The organism is Roseovarius sp. MBR-154 (assembly GCF_053628595.1).
Genome location: NZ_JBRJGR010000002.1, coordinates 282,338 through 300,900, shown reverse-complemented (window position 1 = coordinate 300,900; position 18,563 = coordinate 282,338). Strand labels below are relative to the sequence as shown.

The following is an 18,563-nucleotide window of genomic DNA, read 5'->3' as shown; positions in this document are numbered from 1 at the left end:
AAGCCCCTGCTGACAAAGGCGGCAAGAGGATCGAGTGATGACGGCAAGCGACAAGACCGCGCAAGAGCGACTGCGCGCCACGGCCTCGCGCGTGCTGCGGCTCGAGGCGGACGCGCTCGGCGTCATGGCCGAGACCCCGCCCGAAGGCTTTGCCCGCGCGGCCGAGATGATGCTGGGCGCGGGCGGGCGTGTGGTGGTATCGGGCATGGGCAAGTCCGGGCACGTGGCCCGGAAGATTGCAGCGACGCTGGCCTCGACCGGGACGCCCGCGCTCTATCTGCATCCGGGCGAGGCGAGCCATGGCGATCTCGGCATGGTGACAGGGGGCGATGTCTGCCTGCTCTTGTCGAATTCCGGCGAGACGCGGGAATTGTCCGACCTGATCCAATATGCCCGCCGCTTCGGCCTCCCGATGGTCGCGATCACCCGGGTCGCGGGCAGCACGCTGGCACGGCAGGCCGATGTGGCGCTCATCCTGCCGGACATGCCCGAGGCCTGCGCCATCGGCATGGCCCCCACCACCTCGACGACCTGCGCGCTGGCGCTTGGCGATGCGCTCGCGGTGGCGCTGATGGAACGGCGCGGTTTTGCGGCGGATGCGTTCCACGTCTTTCACCCGGGCGGCAAGCTCGGGGCGCAGTTTCTGCGGGTGCGCGATGTCATGCATACCGGCACCGCCCTGCCGGTGGTGGAGCCCGCCACGCCGATGGGTGAGACCCTGATCGAGATGAGCGCCAAGGGCTTCGGCATCGTGGCGGTGGCCGAGAACGGGCAGTTGCGCGGAGTCATCACCGATGGCGATCTGCGGCGCAATCTTGACGGGCTGATGGGCCGTGATGCAGGCACTGTCGCCACCGCCGATCCGCGCACCGCGCAGCCCGAAATGCTGGTGTCAGAAGCCCTGGGCGTTATGAACCGGCACAAGATCGGCGCGCTGCTGGTCGTCGAGGAGGACGGGATGCTGTGCGGGCTGGTGCATATCCACGACTGCCTGCGCGCCGGGGTGGCCTGACTCGGCCAGCCCGACACCACTCGTATGCAATAAACCCACCGGGCCCCTTGCCGCGCGCCGCACCTATGCACACTTGCGACTGCGGGGCGACACACCGCCCCGGGGAGAGAAGCATTTTGGACTATCTCTATCTGCTGGCCGGGCTGGTCGGTCTGTTCATCGGCGGCGAGGCCCTTGTGCGCGGCAGCGTGGGCATCGCCCGACGCCTGTCGATCCCGCCTCTGCTGATCGGGTTGACGGTGGTGGGCTTTGGCACCTCGACGCCGGAATTGCTGGTTTCGGTGGATGCGGCGTGGCGCGGAGTGCCGGATATCGCGCTCGGAAATGTGCTGGGCTCGAACATCGCCAATATCCTGCTGATCGTCGGGGTCTCGGCACTGGTCTGGCCGATCAGGGTGACGGGCAGGGCGGTGCGACGCGACCTTGCCGTGATGCTGGCGGCGGCCTTGGCCTTGGTGCCGATCTTTGCTCTCGGGCAGGTTGGGCGGCCAGCCGGTTTCATCCTGCTCGCTGGTCTGGCGGCCTATCTGGTCTGGGCATACCGCCACCCGGGCGAGGCGGTGCCTGATTTGCCGGGCACCATGCCCTCGGGGCTGATGTCGGCGCTGACGGTTCTGGGGGGGCTGGTGGCGCTGATGCTGGGCGCGCGGTTTCTTGTGGATGGCGCGGTTTCCATCGCGCGGGGCTATGGCATCTCGGAGGCCTTCATCGGGCTGACCATCGTCGCCGTCGGCACCTCGCTGCCGGAACTCGCCACATCGCTGATTGCGGCGCTGCGGCGGCAGTCGGAGATTGCCATCGGCAATATCGTGGGGTCCAACATCTTCAATATCCTCGGGATTCTCGGGGCGACGGCGGTGTTCGCGCCGATCCCTGTGGCCGGGCGTTTTCTGGCGTTCGACCTGCCGGTGATGATCGCGGCGTCGCTGTTGCTGGCTGGCCTGTTGCTGATGCGACCGGTCATCGGACGCGCGGTCGGTGCGATGATGCTGGCGGGCTATGGCGCCTATGTGTGGCTGGCGCAGGGCTGAGTGCTCAGACCTGCCCGCCCGCGATCTCGATGGCCTGACCGTTGACGCTTTCCGAGCCCGGCCCGCAAAGCCAAAGCACGGCGCGGGCGACCTCTTCGGGGGCGATCAGGCGGTTGTGGCGGTTTGCGCTGACCATCATGGCGCGCGCCTCGTCCGCCGAGACGCCTGCGCGTTCGGAGATCGCAGCGACGTTGCGGCTGACGATCTCCGTGTCGACATAGCCCGGGCAGATCGCGTTGAAGGTCAGCGGCGTGCCCAGATAATCCTCGCTCAGCGCCCGGATCAGGCCGATCATGCCGTGTTTGCTGGCGCTGTAGGCCGCGGCGCCCTTTAGCCCCCTGAGACCGGCAATCGAGGAAATCGCGATCACCCGACCCCACTCGGTCTGGCGCATGTCGGTCAGGCAAGCGCGCACCGTGTAGAACGCCCCGTCGAGATTGGTGGCCATCATCTGCCGCCAGAACTCCGCGTCGGTCTTGTGCAACGCGCGGCCCTCGGCGATGCCCGCGTTGGGAATGCAGATCTGCACCGGCCCGCGCAGCGCCACGGCGCGCGCCACGCCGTCCACCACCTGCGCCTCGTCGGTCACGTCCATCGCCAGCGGATGGAGGCCGTCGCCTGCCACCTCCTCCAGAACCTCGGCGCGCCGCCCGGTGACCGTGACCTCGGCCCCGTCGTACGCAAGTGCGCGGGCAATCGCCAGTCCGATGCCGCTGCCGCCGCCGGTGACCAGCGCGTGTTTACCACCAAGTGCCATGTTGCCTCCCTCAGTTCTGACGCTAGTGTAACCCCGTCCCGCAAGGTGGCAACCGCAGAGGAAAGGACGTCGCACGAATGCTCAGATGGATCGATATGCCGCCGGTCTGGCTCGTGGGGTTTCTCGTTCTGGCATGGCTGCAGGCGGCGCAGTATCCCATGGGCCTGGGCTTTGGCGAAACATGGGCGGATCTGCTTGGCGGGCTTCTGGTCGGGGGCGGGCTGCTGCTCATCGTGATGGCGGCCATGGAATTCCGGCGCTACAAGACCACCATCGTGCCGCATGAGACGCCCGAGCGTCTGATCCAGTCCGGAATCTTCAAACGCTCGCGCAATCCGATCTATCTGGGCGACGTGCTGATTCTTGCAGGATTGATCCTGAGATGGGACGCGGTTTTGTCCTTGCCACTGATTCCCGTCTTCGTCTGGGTGATTGAAAAACGCTTCATCATTCCCGAAGAGAACCGGATGCGGCGAAAATTCCGCATGGATTTCGCCCGATATTGCGAAAAAACCCGGCGTTGGCTGTAAGAACCGCGACAAACTTGATAGTGCCACTCATGAAATAATGTGAAATAACGACCTTCGGGATATTGAAACCGGCGCGACGCGCAAGCGGAGCCAGAAAAACACGTGATCTGCCAAGGGGGACACAGATTTGAAGATCGGAACGCCAAAGGAAGTGCTCGAGGGCGAGAACCGGGTGGCGATGACGCCCGACTCGGCCCTGCAATTGCAAAAACTCGGCTATGACTGCGCCATCGAGGCCGGGGCCGGGGCTGCCGCAGGCTTTTCAGACGCTGCCTACAAGGAGGCCGGCGTAGAGGTGATCAAGAGTGCAGCACAGCTCTACAAGGCCGCCGATGTTGTGGCCAAGGTGCGCCCGCCCACCGAGACCGAGGCCAAGCGGCTGCGCGAGGGGCAACTGCTGATCTCCTTCTTCTGGCCCGCGCAGAATGAAGAGCAGATGAAGATGATCGCCGACAAGGGCGCGTCGGTCATCGCGATGGACATGGTGCCGCGCATCTCCCGCGCGCAGAAGATGGACGCGCTCAGTTCCATGGCCAATATCGCGGGCTATCGCGCCGTGATCGAGGCCGGTAACAACTTTGGCCGCTTCTTCACCGGGCAGATCACGGCGGCGGGCAAGGTGCCCCCTGCGAAAGTGCTGATCGTGGGCGCGGGTGTGGCCGGGCTTGCCGCCATCGGCACCTCCACTAGCCTCGGTGCGATCACCTATGCCTTCGACGTGCGCCCCGAAGTGGCCGAGCAGGTCGAATCGATGGGCGCCGAATTTGTCTATCTCGATTTCGAGGAAGAGCAGCAGGACGGTTCGGCCTCGGGTGGCTATGCGTCGGTCTCCAGCCCGGAATTCCGCGAGGCGCAGCTGGCGAAGTTCCGTGAACTGGCCCCCGAGGTGGATATCGTCATCACCACGGCCCTCATCCCCAACCGTGAAGCGCCCGAGCTCTGGACCGAGGACATGGTCAAGGCGATGAAGCCCGGCTCGGTGATCGTCGATCTGGCCGCTGAAAAGGGCGGCAACTGCAAGCTGACGGTGATGGATGAGAAAATTGTCACCGAGAACGGCGTGACTATCATCGGCTATACCGACTTTCCCAGCCGGATGGCGACGCAATCCTCGACGCTCTACGCCACCAACATCCGCCACATGATGACAGACCTCACGCCCGAGAAGGACGGTCAGGTCAATCACAACATGGAGGATGATGTGATCCGGGGCGCGACGGTGACCCATGCGGGCGAGGTGACCTTCCCGCCACCACCGCCCAAGGTCGCGGCGATTGCCGCGCAAAAGCCCAAGGAAAAGGCCAAGGAGCTGACGCCGGAAGAGCGCCGCGCGCAGGAAGTCGCGGCCTTCAAGGCGCAGACCAAGAACCAGGTCACGCTGCTCACGGTCGGGGCGGTGCTGCTGCTGGCCGTGGGTCTGGTGGCTCCTGCCAGCTTCATGCAGCATTTCATCGTCTTCGTGCTGTCGGTCTTTGTCGGCTTCCAGGTGATCTGGGGCGTCAGCCACAGCCTGCACACGCCGCTGATGGCGGTGACGAACGCGATCTCGTCGATCATCATCCTGGGCGCGCTGATGCAGATTGGATCAAGCTCGATCCTGATCACCATCCTCGCTGCCGCAGCGGTGTTCATGGCCTCGATCAACATCATCGGCGGCTTCCTCGTGACACGGCGCATGCTCGCCATGTTCCAGAAATCCTGATCGGAGGCGACAATGGATTACGGATTTACCATTGCGGCCTACGTGGTCGCGGCGATTCTCTTCATTCTCAGCCTCGGCGGTCTGAGCGGTCAGGAAAGCGCCAAGCGCGCGGTCTGGTACGGCATCACCGGCATGGCCATTGCGGTCGTCGCCACGCTGATCGGGCCGGGGCAGGGGCTGTGGCTCTTGTCGCTGATCCTGATCGCGGGTGGCGGCCTGATCGGCTATCAACTGGCCACGCGGGTGCAGATGACGCAGATGCCCGAACTGGTTGCAATCATGCACAGCCTTGTCGGCCTTGCGGCGGTCTTCGTGGGCTTTAACGCCGATATCGAGCTGACACGAGTCGCGGCGGCATTCACCGCCGAGGGCTTCCCCTTCCCGCGCCCCGAGACGGCGGTGGCGGAGGCCACGGCCTTTGCCAAGACTTTTACCGGCTTTGCGGCCATCGTAGCCAAGAAGACGGCCGTCGAGGTCAGCATCCTGCGGGTCGAGCTGGTGCTCGGCGTGTGGATCGGGGCAGTGACGTTCACCGGTTCGGTGATCGCCTATGGCAAGCTGGCGGGCAGGGTCGATTCGGCGGCCAAGAAGCTGCCGGGCGGGCATCTGCTCAACGCCACTGCGGCGGGCCTGTCGCTGCTCTTTGCCGCGATGTATCTGAACGGTGCGGGGATCTGGGCGCTGGTGGCGCTGACGATTCTGGCGCTCTTCATCGGCTATCACCTGATCATGGGGATCGGCGGTGCCGACATGCCCGTGGTGGTCTCGATGCTCAACAGCTACTCGGGCTGGGCGGCGGCGGCGATCGGCTTCAGCCTCGGCAATGACCTGTTGATCGTGGTTGGCGCTCTGGTCGGCTCCTCCGGTGCGATCCTGTCCTACATCATGTGCAAGGCGATGAACCGTCAGTTCGTCAGCGTGATCTTGGGCGGCTTTGGTGGACCGCAGGGCCCGGCGGCGGAGATGGAGGGCGAACAGGTCGCCATCGACGCCGACGGCGTGGCCAACGCGCTCAACGAGGCCGACAGTGTCATCATCGTGCCGGGCTACGGCATGGCGGTGGCGCAGGCGCAGGGCGCGGTCAGCGAACTGACCAACAAGCTGCGGGCGCGCGGCAAGACGGTGCGCTTTGCCATTCATCCGGTCGCGGGCCGTCTGCCGGGGCACATGAACGTGCTCTTGGCCGAGGCCAAGGTGCCTTATGACATCGTCATGGAAATGGACGAGATCAACGAGGATTTCCCCGACACGGATGTGGTGATCGTCATCGGCTCGAACGACATCGTGAACCCTGCGGCGCAAGACGATCCCAACTCGCCCATCGCCGGCATGCCGGTGCTGGAAGTGTGGAAGGCCAAGCAGGTTTTTGTCTCCAAGCGTGGGCAGGGCACCGGCTATTCCGGCATCGAGAACCCGCTGTTCTTCAAGGAAAACACGCGGATGTTCTATGGCGACGCCAAGGACAGTATCTCGGGCCTCTTGAGCAAGGTGGAGTGAGCCTGAGCGCAGATGCAAACGGGGGCGTGGCCGTAAGGCTGCGCCCCTTTTGCGTGGGTTTCGCCTTTGGCGGCTGGCGGATTTGGAGTATTTTCACCAAGAAGAAGCCCAAGCGATGTGCAGTATACGATTGTGTCCCGCTAAATCATTGGGGATGAAGGATAAAATACTTTCCCGAACGGCCCGGGCGCGGTAAGCAGCGGCAAGGATCAGGAGACCGGCGCATGCCCCCAATCGAAGATCACCCGCTGCGCTATGACTTGGCGAACGAGTTGCACGCGCGCCCCTTTCCGTCGCTCAAGGCGCCATGTACGGCGGTGTTTCTGGCGATCAAGCAAGCCAGCGATGCCGCCAAGCGCGACCGCGCGGCAGATCTGGCGCATCTGACGGCGCTGCTCGATCGCTACGGGGCCAAGCACCCGCAGCCCGGTGCCACGCATTACTTCGGCGAGATCGGACGGCACAGTCTGAAATGGGAAAGCCATACCGAGATGGTGACCTACACGGTCTTTACCGAAGGGGTCAGTTCGCGCCCCTTCGATCCGGCGGATTTCGAGGTATTCCCGGACGAGTGGCTCGCCAAGGCGCCGGGGCTGCGGATCACCTCGGCAATGATCCGGGTGGTACCATGGCAGAGCAAGGACGCCACCCGCGCCGATATTGACCATTGGTTCGTCGAGGAAAGCGTGGCCATGGCGCGGGTGCTTGATGATGCGGCGGTGATGGCAGGCGATTTCCGGGTCGATCCGGCGGGGCATCTGCGGTTTTCCCTGCATGTGGCGCCCGCGACCGGCGCTCGCCGGATCGGGCGGGTTGTGCAGCGGATCTGCGAGATCGAGACATACAAGGCGATGTCGATGCTGGGCTTTGCCCGGGTGCGCGAGATGGGCCGCCAGATGGGCGAGACCGACAGCCAGTTGAGCCGCCTGATCGACGACATGACCGGTGGCACGCAGCCCGCCGAAGAGACCTTGCAGAGCCTTTTGCGCGTCTCGGCAGAGCTGGAATCGCTGGTCGCGCAATCCTCGTTCCGGTTCGGCGCGACGGCAGCCTATGAGCAGATCGTCAACCAGCGGATCGCGGTGCTGCGCGAGGAGCGGTTCGAGGGTCGCCAGACCTTTGCCGAGTTCATGATGCGGCGCTATGACCCGGCGATGCGCACCGTGCGCGCCACCAAGGACCGGCTGTCGGCAATGGCGGACCGGGCGATGCGGGCGGGCGAGTTGTTGCAGACGCGCGTCGATGTGGAGCGCAGTGCGCAGAACCAGGCGCTATTGGAGAGTATGGACAAGCGCGCCGATCTGCAACTGCGCCTGCAGCGCACCGTCGAGGGGCTGTCGGTGGTGGCGATCAGCTATTACGCGGTCTCGCTTGCGGGTTATCTGCTCTATCCCGTTGCCGAGGCGACGGACGTGAGCAAGGGCATGGTGACCGCCGCAGTGACCCTGCCGGTTGTGGGCGTGGTCTGGTGGATGGTGCAGCGCATCCGCAACAAGATCCACTGAGCGCGCCGCCGCGTCACCGGGCATTCCGCTCTGGCCATTGCGCCGCGCCTGCGATATCCGGACCGGGTTGCAACACCCCCGGAGGACACGCCTATGTCCGAGACCGTCCCGTTCGAGAAACCCGGCCCCGTCGAGGCCGACCTGCGCCATGCCATCGCGCCCACCGAAGAGATCATCGCGGAGGCCCGCAAGGGCCGGATGTTCATCCTTGTCGATCACGAGGATCGCGAGAACGAGGGCGATCTGGTCATTGCCGCGGAGTTCGCCACGCCGGAGGCCGTGAACTTCATGGCCCTACATGGGCGCGGCCTCATTTGTCTGCCGATGACCGCCGAGCGGATCGACCGGCTGGGCCTGCCGATGATGGCGGTCAACAATTCCTCGCGGCACGAGACCGCCTTTACCGTCTCGATCGAGGCGCGCGAGGGGGTGAGCACCGGGATTTCCGCGCAGGACCGCGCGCTGACCATCGCCACCGCGATCAACGAGCAGAACACCATGGCGGCGATTGCCACGCCGGGCCATGTCTTTCCTTTGCGCGCGCGGCGCGGCGGGGTGCTGGTGCGCGCGGGGCATACCGAGGCTGCGGTCGATATCGCGCGGCTGGCGGGGTTGAACCCATCGGGCGTGATCTGTGAGATCATGAAAGAGGACGGGAGCATGGCGCGGCTGCCCGATCTTATCGAGTTTGCGTACAAGCATAACATGAAGATCGGCACGATTTCCGATCTCATCGCCTATCGCCACAAGCATGACAACCTGATTACCGAAATCCGCCGGGAATCCGTCACCTCCAGCCATGGCGGCGACTGGGACATGCGCATCTTCGCCGATCAGATCACCGGGACCGAGCATGTGGTACTGACCAAGGGCGACGTGACCGACGGCCGCCCGGTTCTGGCGCGCACCCATGCGCTCAACGCGCTGGAGGATGCGCTCGGTATCGGGCTTGGCAAACGCAGCGAGGGCCCCACCGGCAAGCTGCCCCGCGCGATGGAGATCATCGCGCGCGAGGGTCGCGGCGCGGTGTTTCTGTTCCGTCAGCCGCGCCCGAAGCTGGCGGGCGAGATGGAGGATGAAGACGCGCCGCGCACCATCAAGCATACCGGGCTTGGTGCGCAGATCATGTCGACCATGGGCGTTCACGAGCTGATCCTGCTGACCGACAGCCCGAGGACCCGCTATCTGGGCCTTGACGCCTACGGGATTTCGATCACCGGCACCCGTCCCCTGACCGAGGAGTGAGACCATGGCCGAGCATGACTACACCCTGCCGCGCGCGAAGTTCGACAAGCCGGTGAAGCTGCTGATCGTGGTGGCGCCGTTCTATTGCGATATCGCCGATAACCTGATCAAGGGCGCTGTGGCCGAGATCGAGGCCACGGGCGGCAGCCACGAGATCGCCGAGGTGCCGGGCGCGCTGGAACTGCCCACCGCCATCGGTATCGCCGAGCGGATGTCCAACTTTGACGGCTACGTGGCGCTTGGCTGCGTGATCCGGGGCGAGACGACGCATTACGAGACCGTCTGCAATGACAGTTCGCGCGGGCTGACCTTGCTGGGCCTTCAGGGGCTGTGCATCGGTAACGGCATCCTCACGGTTGAAACCCGCGCGCAGGCCGAGGTGCGCGCCGATCCCGAAGCCATGAACAAGGGCGCGGGGGCTGCGGCTGCGGCCTTGCATCTGGTGGCGTTGGCCCGTAAATGGGGCGGCCCGCGCAAAGGCGTGGGGTTCAAGCCCGCGACCGAGGGAATCCGCCTCGCGGGCGATGCGAAGGACACGCCCAAGGTATGAGCACCGACCCCGCCCTTTCCGGCAACCGCCGACGCCAGATGAAATCCGCCGCGCGCATGTATGCCGTGCAGGCACTCTTTCAGATGGAGCATTCGCAGCAAAGCTCGACCGTGGTGCGGCAGGAATTTCTGGAGCACCGTTTCGGAGCCGAGTTCGACGAGGGTGTCAACATGGCCGAGGGCGATGTCGATCTCTTCTGCAAGCTCATTGACGACGCGGTGAACTGGCAGGCGAAGATCGACCAGATGACCGACCGGGCGCTGGTCGCCAAATGGCCGATCGCGCGGATTGATCCAACGCTGCGCGCGCTGTTTCGCGCGGCCGGGGCCGAGATGATCCAGTCCGACACACCGCCCCGCGTGGTGATCATGGAATTCGTGGATGTGGCCAAGGCGTTCTATCCCGAGGGCAAGGAATCGAAATTCGTCAACGCCGTGCTCGACCACATGGCGCGTGAGGCCAGGCCCGAAGCGTTCTGAGCGTCAGCGCAGGCGCAGCACCGGCGCCGGGCCAATCGGGATCGGGCCAAGCAGGATGCGCCCGCCCCGAAAGCTCAGCGGAACATCCAGCGTCTCGCGATTGCCGTTCATCCGGGCCAACAGCTCCAGCCCGTTCTCCACCGTCTGCGCCAAGCTTTCGGGTAGGGCTCCCGCCGATTGCGCAAGCGCGATCATGTCGCGCCAGTTGCGCGCCTTGAGGGTGATTTCCCCTTCGGGGATACCCTCGGCTGTCACGTCGACCTCACCCGCTGCCTGAAGATGCAACTTCCCCCATTTGCCATCGACCAGCGCGACCTTGATATGGATAGGCTGTGGGCGCGCGACCTCGATCGCGGTGCGGTCCCATACCTTGTCGAAGGTGACAGTCAGATCGGCGCTGAGATTGGATATCTGCGCAGGGAGGCTGCCATCCGGGTCGAGCAGGTCACGCCAGGGTGGTGCGAGCGTCAGCCCTTCGGCGGCGAGACCAAGGCGGTAGTCGCGCTCTGCCTGACGTTCGGCGGCAAGGGTCAGCGCGGTCAGCGCGGTCGTCTCCTCGGGGCGGGCCTCGGGGGTGATTTGCAGAAATTCGGCTGTCAGCGTGGTGCTTTCCGGCGCAAGCCGCGTGCCGGGGGCGATGCGCAGGCTGGCCCGCATGTCGCGTGCCTCGACGCGGAATTTCTCTTGTGGGGTGGCGATGAACTGCGTTTGGGGCCAGACCGCAATCACGTGATTGGGCTGATAACTGAGCGCGCTCAACTGGAAATATGGGGCCTCCCAGGCCAGCCCTGTCGCGGGATCGGCCAGCATCAGGTCGGTAAAGCCGGTGTCAAACCGGTTCGGAAAGCCCTGCACGTCGAGATCGGAGGTTTCGGCGACCCAGCCGTCGGCGCGGCGGCTCTCGAACCAATGGGCAAAGCCCTGTTCCAACCCGCGCTGCCCGACAAACCAGTAGCCCGACCAGCCCAGTGCCGCGATCACGATGACGGCCAGCAGAAATCGCATGCGCACGCCCCTTTCATGCCTGTTCGGAAACGTGTTTATAGGGGGCCATGCGCGAGGAACAGGGATAATCAATATGTGGGTGTTCGGCTATGGATCGCTGGTGTGGAACCCGGGCTTTGATGTCGCGGAACGCGTGATCGCGCGGCTGCCCGAATTTCACCGCAGCTTTTGCATGCGCTCTGTCCATCACCGTGGAACGGATGACAATCCCGGCCTCGTTCTGGCGCTTGATGCCGCGCCCGGCGCGCTCTGTCACGGGGTTGCCTTGCGCGCCAAGCCAGAGGAGGCCGATACTGTGCTCGCCTATCTGCGCGAGCGGGAACTGATTTCCTCGGCCTATCTGGAAAAGCGGCTGGAGATCGGGCTTGACGACGGTCGGCAGGTCGAGGCCGTGACCTATGTGGTCGATGCCGAACACGTGCAGTATTGCGGCGGACTCGACCTTGAAGAGCAGGCACAGATCATCGCCCGCGCCGTGGGCGGTCGCGGGCCGAATACCGAGTATCTCTTCAACACCACCGCGCATCTCAAACAGCTTGGCATCCACGACAAGGAGCTGGATTGGTTGGTCCGTCGGGTGCGGCATCTGTGTGGATAAGTCCTTGGCTTGACCGGCCAAGACGCGTAGGGTTGGCCCCATAAATCAACGTGTCGGGAGCGTCCAGATGGACCAGCCGGACCGCGAGGTCGAGCCGCAATTCTCATATCCCTATCGCCAGATCGTGCTGATGGTGATCGTTCTGGTGCTGACCGGGCTCGGCTCTTTCGTGGCATTGCCGCGCGTGCTTCCGGTGTTCGAGGCCAATCCCTGGCTCAACGGGTTCATCTTCTGCGTCTTCGTGATCGGCGTGATCGCGACCTTCTGGCAGGTGTTTCAACTGATCGGCTCGGCCCGCTGGATCGAGGGATTTGCCGCGCAGACGCCGGGCCACGAGATGACGCGCGCGCCCTCGATGCTTGCCCCACTTGCGACGATGCTGCGCTCGCGCGGCAAGCGCATGCAGATCGCCTCGACCTCGGCGCGCTCGATCCTCGACTCGGTCGCGCAACGCATCGACGAGGCGCGCGAGATCACCCGCTATATCGTCAGCTTGCTGATCTTCCTCGGGCTTCTGGGTACGTTCTATGGCCTTGCCACGACCGTGCCCGCAGTTGTGGACACGATCCGCAGCCTTGCCCCGCAGGAGGGCGAGGAGGGGATCGCCGTTTTCAACCGGCTGATGACCGGGCTCGAGGCGCAACTTGGCGGCATGGGCGTTGCCTTTGCTTCGTCGCTTCTGGGGCTGGCCGGATCGCTGGTGGTGGGCCTGCTGGAGCTGTTTGCCAGCCACGGCCAGAACCGGTTCTACCGCGAGTTGGAAGAATGGATGTCGACCATCACCCGCGTCGGCTTTGCCAGCGGTGACGGTGAGGGCGGCGGCGAGCAGGACGCGGTGGCGCATGTACTTGACCACATGGCCGAGCAGATGGACGCGTTGCAGAACATGCTCAGCCAGTCGGATATGAGCCGCGCCATGGTCGATCAGAAGCTGGGCGTTCTGGCGGATTCCATCGAACGCCTCACCCACCGGATGAGCGATCAGAACCCAGTGCAGGTTGCGCTGATGCGGATGGCCGAAGGGCAGGAGCGTCTGATCGAGACGTTGGAGAGCCGCGAGGTGGCCCCCAATGAGGGGCTCGATGCCGAAAGCCGCATGCGCCTGCGTTCGATCGACGTGCAGATGCTGCGCATCCTCGAGGAAATCAGCGCCGGGCGGCAGGAGACCATGACCGAGTTGCGCACCGATCTGGCCGCGCTGACCCGGTTGCTGGGGCAGGCACGCGAGGCGACACCGCGCCGTGTGCGCCCCCTGCGCCCCGGAACGGATAGCGACGGGGAGGGCTGAGCATGGCGCTCTCGCGGCGCACAGGGGCGCGGTTCCAAGGCGCGATCTGGCCGGGGTTCGTGGATGCAATGACCGGCCTCTTGCTAGTGCTGATGTTCGTGCTGACGATCTTCATGGTCGTGCAGTTCGTGCTGAGCGAGGAAATCAGCGGGCAGGAAACCAAGCTCGATGCGCTCTCCGCCGAAGTGTCGGCGCTTTCGCGCGCGCTCGGGCTGGAGCAGGACCGCAGCGCCACGCTGCAGGACCGGGTGGGTGCGCTCACCGTGACCCTGGGTGATGCCCGGGAGCGGCAGGAACAACAGGCCGCGTTGATCCAGGGTCTGCGCGCCCAGAATGCGGAGCAGGCCGAGGCCTTGCAGACCGCGCAGGGCCGCATCGCCAGTTTCGAAGAGCAGGTGGCGGGCCTGTTATCGGACCGTGAGACAGCGCAGGACCGAATCGCCGATCTGGAGGACCGCCGCGACGAATTGCTCAGCGAAACCGAACAGCTCGATCTCGCCCTTGCCAGCCTGCGCGATGAGGTTGACGCCCAGGCCGAGGCCGCGCGCCTTGCCGCGTCGCGGCGCGAGGCGCTCGATGCACTGGTCGCGGATCTGCGTGCGCGAAATGCTGAAGCGGATGAGGCCCAAGCCGCGCTCAGTGCCGAGGTGGCAACGCTCGAGGACGAGTTGAGCGAGGAAGAACAGGCGCGCCTCGCAGAGGCCGCCGCCGCCGAGGCCCTGCGCGAGCGGCTGCAGGCGTCGCAGGCGGAACTCACGTCGATGAGCCTCGCGCTGGAGGAGCAGCGCCAGCGGGCCGAAGAAACCCTCACCCTGCTGGCCGCCGCCGAGACCGCCCGCGAGGATCTCAACAGCCAGTTGGCGCAGGCGCTCTTGCAGGCCGAACAGGGCACCGAGGCGCGCGAGGCCGAGATTACCCGGCTGGAGGCGGCGCTCGACGCTGCCCAAAGCGGCGAGGTGGAGGCAATCGGTACGCTGGAGGACACCCGTGCGTCGCTTGCCGAGGCGCAGGCGCGGATCCGCAAGCTGGAGGGGCAACTGGCGCAGGCGGTGGCCGAGAAGCAGGCCGTGGAGAGCGAGGCGCAGGCGACCGAAGAGGAGGTGCGGGCGCAGCTTGTGCAGGCACTTGCGGCACAGCGCGCCGTCGAGGCGCAGGCCCAAGAGCAGATGAGTGCCTCCGAGGAGCGTGCCGCCTTGCTGTCGGAGGCGCGCGACCGTCTGGCCGAGGCGCGCGACGCGCTCACAGAGGAGGAGGCGGCGGTGAGCGCGGCACAGCGAGAGCAGGCGCTGCTCAATCAGCAGGTGGCGGCGCTGCGCGATCAGCTGTCGCAGTTGCAGGGGCTGCTGGATGAGGCCCGCGAAAGCGAAGCCGAGGCCGAGGTGCAGTTGCAGTCGCTCGGTAATGAACTCAACACCGCACTGGCCCGCGTGGCGGCCGAGGAACGGCGTCGGCGTCAGGCCGAGGAAGAGCGCGCACGGCTTTTGGGGGCTGAGCGCGAGCGGTTGGCGGCGGAGAAGGAGGATCTGGAGAAATACCGGTCGGAATTCTTTGGTCGGCTGCGGGATGTGCTGGGCGATGAGGAGGGCGTGCAGATTGTGGGTGATCGGTTCGTGTTTTCCTCCGAGGTGCTCTTTGCGCCGGGCGAGGCCAATCTTTCGCGCGCAGGCGAACTCGAGATTGCCAAGGTCGCGGACATTTTGCGCGGCGTGATCGACGAGATTCCGGAAGGCATCGAATGGGTGCTGCAGGTGGACGGCCATACCGACGACGTGCCCATCGTGGAGGGCGCGCGCTTTGCCGACAACTGGGCGCTCAGTCAGGCGAGGGCGCTGTCGGTGGTGCGCTATCTCACCAATGTCCTGGGCTTCCCGGCAGAGCGGCTCTCGGCCAATGGTTACGGCGAGTATCAGCCGGTCAATCCGGCCGACACCCCCGAGGCGCGCGCGCAAAATAGGCGGATCGAGATGAAGCTGACCACGCGGTAGCGCGTCAGGGCGTCACAATGATATCGGCATGTCGCGCGGCGATCAGGATGTCCCCGCGCATCAACCGCGCATAGCCGCGATAGGCCCCGGCGGGCCATCCGGGTGCCGGTGGCTTGCGCCCGAAGGCGCGAAAGAGCTGCGCCTTGGGGGCGTCGAGCGAGATGTCATGGCGGAAAATCTCGCCCGCGGGGCCCTGGGCGGTCAAGATCAGCCGATCTCCCGGTTTCGCGTGGAAGACATGGCCATAGAGCACAAGCGGTTGATCGCCTGTCGTCTCCTCCACGCGCGCGGCACCGGACTGCACCGCGTCGAGACTGGGCACGGCGGTGGAGAATCCTGCGGTAAAGACGCCTGAGGGGGTGTAGTCCGGCGCGTCCTGCCAGAGGCTATCCGCGGTCTCTTGTCCGCATTGCGTGACATCATCGGGATGGAACGGATCGACGACTTCACCATCCTTCAGCACGCCGAGATGGACATGCGGGGCATTCGTCAGCCCGCTCAAGCCGACCTGTCCAAGAACATCGCCGGTCACCACATTGTCGCCCTCGCGGACACGGATCGACCCTCGCTTGAGGTGGCAATAGAGCGTCTGCCAGCCATCACCGTGATCGACGCGGACCGCATTGCCGCATTCACGACCGCGGATCGACTCGCGTGTCGCTGCGGTCACCGGAGTATCGGCCATGCCGTCGCGGGTGGCGGCAACGCTGCCGGGAGCGGCGGCCAGAACATCGACGCCGGTCTGCATAGCCTCGAAAGACGGGAGCATGAAATCGGTGCCGCGATGGTCGTCGCGGCTTTTGAGGCCACACATGTAATCGCGCTGACCGGGACCGGGATCGGTATCGACGTAATCCTCGATATAGCAGGTCTGACCAAGGACGCAGTCGATGGGCAGGGCAAGTCTGGGTGCATCGGCGGCGGCCATTGGGGCGGCCGCCAGTGTCAGTATCGCAGCATGGGCTAACGCCCGCCGCATCATTCCGCCGTGAGTAAGGGCGGCTTTTTCTTGCCGGTCAGGCGGCGTGCGGCGGGACCTTCGATCTCCAGATCGATCTTGCCGTCCTTGACGCTGACCTTGACGACGCCGCCCTTGGACAGCCGCCCAAAGAGCAACTCTTCTGCCAGTGGCTTCTTGATATGCTCCTGAATGACGCGTCCCAATGGGCGCGCGCCCATCTTGTCATCATAGCCCTTGTCGGCAAGCCATTCGGCAGCCGGTTCGGTCAGTTCGATGGTCACGTCGCGATCCATGAGTTGCGCCTCAAGCTGAAGGACGAACTTTTCGACCACCTTGAGGATCACCGATTTCGGCAGCGGGCCGAAGGAGATGACCGCATCCAGACGGTTGCGGAATTCGGGCGTGAAGGTCCGCTCGATTGCGGCTGTATCCTCGCCCTCGCGCCGGTCGCGGCCAAAGCCGATGGCGGATTTCGCCAGTTCCGTGGCGCCCGCGTTCGAGGTCATGATCAGCACCACGTTGCGGAAATCCACGCTGCGCCCGTTGTGATCGGTGAGCGTGCCGTGGTCCATCACCTGCAAAAGGATGTTGAACACGTCCGGATGCGCCTTTTCGATCTCGTCAAGGAGCAGCACGCAATGCGGATGCTGATCTACGCCATCGGTCAAGAGCCCGCCCTGATCAAAACCGACATAGCCGGGAGGCGCGCCGATCAGGCGCGAGACCGCGTGTTTCTCCATGTATTCCGACATGTCAAAGCGCAGCAGTTCCACGCCGAGGGAATCGGCGAGTTGCTTGGCCACTTCTGTCTTGCCGACACCGGTCGGCCCAGCAAAGAGATAGTTGCCGATCGGCTTTTCCGGTTCGCGCAGTCCTGCGCGGGCGAGTTTGATCGCGGAGCTGAGCGCCACGATGGCGTCGTCCTGACCGAACACCGTCCGCTTGAGCGCGCCTTCGAGATCCTTGAGCACCTCGGCGTCGTTCTTGGACACGTTCTTGGGAGGAATGCGGGCGATTTTTGCCACGACATCCTCGATCTCCTTCACGCCGATCGACTTGCGCCGCTTGGAGGCAGCGACAAGGTGCTGCGCCGCACCGGCCTCGTCGATCACGTCGATGGCCTTGTCGGGCAGCTTGCGGTCGTTGATATAGCGCGCTGAGAGGTCGACGGCGGTGCGGATCGCGTCATTGGTATACTTGACGCTGTGGTGATCCTCGAAATAAGGCTTGAGCCCCTTGAGGATCTTGACCGTATCCTCGACTGTCGGTTCCGCGACGTCGATTTTCTGGAACCGGCGCGACAGGGCGCGGTCCTTCTCGAAATGCTGACGGTATTCCTTGTAGGTGGTCGAGCCCATGCAGCGCAGCTTGCCGCCCTGAAGCGCGGGTTTGAGCAGGTTGGAGGCATCCATCGCGCCGCCGGAGGTGGCCCCCGCACCTATTACTGTGTGTATCTCGTCGATAAAGAGTATCGCGTCGGGATGTTTCTCGAGTTCCGTGACCACGGCCTTGAGCCGCTCCTCGAAGTCGCCGCGATACCGCGTGCCCGCGAGGAGCGCGCCCATGTCGAGTGAGTAGATGGTCGTCCGCGAGAGCACCTTGGGTGTGGCCCCCTTGACGATCTTGAGCGCGAGGCCCTCGGCAATGGCGGTCTTGCCCACGCCGGGATCGCCCACCAAGATCGGGTTGTTCTTGCGCCGACGGCAGAGCACCTGAATGCAACGCTCCACCTCCGAGTCGCGCCCGATGAGTGGATCAACTTCGCCGATGCGCGCCTTCTCGTTCAGGTCGACACAATACTTCGCGAGTGCCGAATCACCAGCCTCGACCGCGTCGCTTTCAGCCTGCTTGGCGCTGCCGTCATCATCGAGATCGGTCGCTCCGGTCACGGGGCGCGATTCGCCATATGCCGGGTCCTTGGCCACGCCATGGGCGATGAAATTCACCGCGTCGTAGCGCGTCATGTCCTGTTCCTGAAGGAAATAGGCCGCGTTCGATTCGCGTTCTGCAAATATAGCGACGAGCACATTCGCGCCTGTCACCTCGGTCCGGCCCGAGGATTGCACATGGATCGCGGCCCGCTGGATCACCCGCTGGAACGCGGCGGTCGGCACCGCCTCGGACCCGTCGATATCGGTCACCAGATTGGCGAGATCATCGTCGATGAATTCGACCAGGGTGGTGCGCAGCTCCTCGGTGTCGACGCTGCAGGCCTTCATCACCCGCGCGGCGTCGGGCTCGTCCACGAGGGCGAGCAGCAGATGTTCGAGCGTGGCGAATTCGTGCCGCCGTGCATTGGCCAGCGCCAAGGCCGCATGGATTGCCTGTTCGAGTGTGTTCGAGAATGAAGGCACGGTCGTGCTCCTTCTGATCTTGGCCGGGGCGGGGCGCCCACAACCTTGGCCTCATAGTCTTAAA

16 protein-coding genes are annotated in these 18,563 nt (G+C 64.7%); 12 read left to right on the top strand and 4 right to left on the bottom strand.

Going from position 1 to position 18,563, the window contains the following annotated elements:
- Positions 1-37: 37 nt before the first annotated feature.
- Together ACSSV4_RS04705 and ACSSV4_RS04700 are read left to right on the top strand one after the other, a co-directional pair.
- Entirely contained in the window at positions 38-1,012 is a 975-nt protein-coding gene (locus ACSSV4_RS04705; RefSeq protein ID WP_454273808.1) for a KpsF/GutQ family sugar-phosphate isomerase, read from the top strand.
- A 116-nt stretch (positions 1,013-1,128) separates the two neighbouring features.
- On the top strand, positions 1,129-2,043 hold the full coding sequence (locus ACSSV4_RS04700; protein ID WP_454273806.1) for a calcium/sodium antiporter: 915 nt from the start codon (positions 1,129-1,131) through the stop codon (positions 2,041-2,043).
- A gap of 4 nt (positions 2,044-2,047) precedes the next feature.
- On the opposite strand, the gene ACSSV4_RS04695 is transcribed toward ACSSV4_RS04700, so the two are convergent.
- Complete coding sequence (locus ACSSV4_RS04695) at positions 2,048-2,800, bottom strand: SDR family NAD(P)-dependent oxidoreductase (RefSeq protein ID WP_454273804.1); 753 nt, start codon at positions 2,798-2,800, stop codon at positions 2,048-2,050.
- Positions 2,801-2,877: 77 nt separating this feature from the next.
- On the opposite strand from ACSSV4_RS04695, the gene ACSSV4_RS04690 reads away from it, so the two are divergent.
- The 7 genes from ACSSV4_RS04690 (at position 2,878) to nusB (ending at position 10,308) form a co-directional block, all read left to right on the top strand.
- The gene (locus ACSSV4_RS04690) at positions 2,878-3,330 is read left to right on the top strand and encodes a methyltransferase family protein (RefSeq protein ID WP_454273803.1); all 453 of its coding nucleotides are present in this window, start codon (positions 2,878-2,880) and stop codon (positions 3,328-3,330) included.
- Positions 3,331-3,457: 127 nt separating this feature from the next.
- On the top strand, positions 3,458-5,032 hold the full coding sequence (locus tag ACSSV4_RS04685) for a Re/Si-specific NAD(P)(+) transhydrogenase subunit alpha (protein ID WP_454273801.1): 1,575 nt from the start codon (positions 3,458-3,460) through the stop codon (positions 5,030-5,032).
- A 12-nt stretch (positions 5,033-5,044) separates the two neighbouring features.
- Positions 5,045-6,529 (top strand): NAD(P)(+) transhydrogenase (Re/Si-specific) subunit beta, encoded by a 1,485-nt coding sequence (locus ACSSV4_RS04680; RefSeq protein WP_454273800.1) that lies wholly within the window; start codon positions 5,045-5,047, stop codon positions 6,527-6,529.
- 224 nt (positions 6,530-6,753) lie between these two features.
- The gene (locus tag ACSSV4_RS04675) at positions 6,754-8,034 is read left to right on the top strand and encodes a DUF3422 family protein (RefSeq protein ID WP_454273799.1); all 1,281 of its coding nucleotides are present in this window, start codon (positions 6,754-6,756) and stop codon (positions 8,032-8,034) included.
- A gap of 93 nt (positions 8,035-8,127) precedes the next feature.
- Positions 8,128-9,279, top strand: a complete 1,152-nt coding sequence (gene ribB / locus ACSSV4_RS04670) for a 3,4-dihydroxy-2-butanone-4-phosphate synthase (protein ID WP_454273798.1) — start codon at positions 8,128-8,130, stop codon at positions 9,277-9,279.
- Between the two features lie 4 nt (positions 9,280-9,283).
- Complete coding sequence (locus tag ACSSV4_RS04665) at positions 9,284-9,829, top strand: 6,7-dimethyl-8-ribityllumazine synthase (protein ID WP_454273797.1); 546 nt, start codon at positions 9,284-9,286, stop codon at positions 9,827-9,829.
- Positions 9,826-10,308: a transcription antitermination factor NusB gene (gene nusB, locus ACSSV4_RS04660; RefSeq protein WP_454273796.1), complete on the top strand. Its 483-nt coding sequence runs from the start codon at positions 9,826-9,828 to the stop codon at positions 10,306-10,308. Before ACSSV4_RS04665 ends, nusB begins: the two co-directional genes overlap by 4 nt.
- A 3-nt stretch (positions 10,309-10,311) precedes the next feature.
- Here the strand turns inward: nusB and ACSSV4_RS04655 are convergent, their stop codons facing one another.
- Positions 10,312-11,313, bottom strand: coding sequence for a DUF2125 domain-containing protein (locus ACSSV4_RS04655; RefSeq protein WP_454273795.1), 1,002 nt, complete (start codon positions 11,311-11,313; stop codon positions 10,312-10,314).
- A gap of 73 nt (positions 11,314-11,386) precedes the next feature.
- On the opposite strand from ACSSV4_RS04655, the gene ACSSV4_RS04650 reads away from it, so the two are divergent.
- The 3 genes from ACSSV4_RS04650 (at position 11,387) to ACSSV4_RS04640 (ending at position 15,184) form a co-directional block, all read left to right on the top strand.
- Positions 11,387-11,911: a gamma-glutamylcyclotransferase gene (locus tag ACSSV4_RS04650; protein WP_454273794.1), complete on the top strand. Its 525-nt coding sequence runs from the start codon at positions 11,387-11,389 to the stop codon at positions 11,909-11,911.
- Between the two features lie 67 nt (positions 11,912-11,978).
- Positions 11,979-13,199 carry a biopolymer transporter ExbB gene (locus tag ACSSV4_RS04645; RefSeq protein ID WP_454273793.1) on the top strand — a complete coding sequence of 407 codons (1,221 nt, stop codon included), beginning with the start codon at positions 11,979-11,981 and terminating at the stop codon, positions 13,197-13,199.
- A gap of 2 nt (positions 13,200-13,201) precedes the next feature.
- Positions 13,202-15,184, top strand: coding sequence for a peptidoglycan -binding protein (locus ACSSV4_RS04640; protein ID WP_454273792.1), 1,983 nt, complete (start codon positions 13,202-13,204; stop codon positions 15,182-15,184).
- A gap of 4 nt (positions 15,185-15,188) precedes the next feature.
- Here the strand turns inward: ACSSV4_RS04640 and ACSSV4_RS04635 are convergent, their stop codons facing one another.
- Together ACSSV4_RS04635 and clpA are read right to left on the bottom strand one after the other, a co-directional pair.
- Positions 15,189-16,112 carry a M23 family metallopeptidase gene (locus ACSSV4_RS04635; RefSeq protein ID WP_454273791.1) on the bottom strand — a complete coding sequence of 308 codons (924 nt, stop codon included), beginning with the start codon at positions 16,110-16,112 and terminating at the stop codon, positions 15,189-15,191.
- 50 nt (positions 16,113-16,162) lie between these two features.
- Entirely contained in the window at positions 16,163-18,499 is a 2,337-nt protein-coding gene (gene clpA, locus ACSSV4_RS04630; RefSeq protein ID WP_454273790.1) for an ATP-dependent Clp protease ATP-binding subunit ClpA, read from the bottom strand.
- Positions 18,500-18,563 lie beyond the last annotated feature (64 nt).

What these genes read in the sequence shown, in the direction of transcription:
- ACSSV4_RS04705 (WP_454273808.1), top strand. Translation starts at nt 38, where the DNA reads ATGACGGCAAGCGACAAGACCGCGCAAGAGCGACTGCGCGCCACGGCC.
- ACSSV4_RS04695 (WP_454273804.1), bottom strand. Translation starts at nt 2,800, where the DNA reads ATGGCACTTGGTGGTAAACACGCGCTGGTCACCGGCGGCGGCAGCGGC.
- ACSSV4_RS04690 (WP_454273803.1), top strand. Translation starts at nt 2,878, where the DNA reads ATGCTCAGATGGATCGATATGCCGCCGGTCTGGCTCGTGGGGTTTCTC.
- ACSSV4_RS04680 (WP_454273800.1), top strand. Translation starts at nt 5,045, where the DNA reads ATGGATTACGGATTTACCATTGCGGCCTACGTGGTCGCGGCGATTCTC.
- ACSSV4_RS04675 (WP_454273799.1), top strand. Translation starts at nt 6,754, where the DNA reads ATGCCCCCAATCGAAGATCACCCGCTGCGCTATGACTTGGCGAACGAG.
- ribB (WP_454273798.1), top strand. Translation starts at nt 8,128, where the DNA reads ATGTCCGAGACCGTCCCGTTCGAGAAACCCGGCCCCGTCGAGGCCGAC.
- ACSSV4_RS04665 (WP_454273797.1), top strand. Translation starts at nt 9,284, where the DNA reads ATGGCCGAGCATGACTACACCCTGCCGCGCGCGAAGTTCGACAAGCCG.
- nusB (WP_454273796.1), top strand. Translation starts at nt 9,826, where the DNA reads ATGAGCACCGACCCCGCCCTTTCCGGCAACCGCCGACGCCAGATGAAA.
- ACSSV4_RS04655 (WP_454273795.1), bottom strand. Translation starts at nt 11,313, where the DNA reads ATGCGATTTCTGCTGGCCGTCATCGTGATCGCGGCACTGGGCTGGTCG.
- ACSSV4_RS04650 (WP_454273794.1), top strand. Translation starts at nt 11,387, where the DNA reads ATGTGGGTGTTCGGCTATGGATCGCTGGTGTGGAACCCGGGCTTTGAT.
- ACSSV4_RS04645 (WP_454273793.1), top strand. Translation starts at nt 11,979, where the DNA reads ATGGACCAGCCGGACCGCGAGGTCGAGCCGCAATTCTCATATCCCTAT.
- ACSSV4_RS04640 (WP_454273792.1), top strand. Translation starts at nt 13,202, where the DNA reads ATGGCGCTCTCGCGGCGCACAGGGGCGCGGTTCCAAGGCGCGATCTGG.
- ACSSV4_RS04635 (WP_454273791.1), bottom strand. Translation starts at nt 16,112, where the DNA reads ATGGCCGCCGCCGATGCACCCAGACTTGCCCTGCCCATCGACTGCGTC.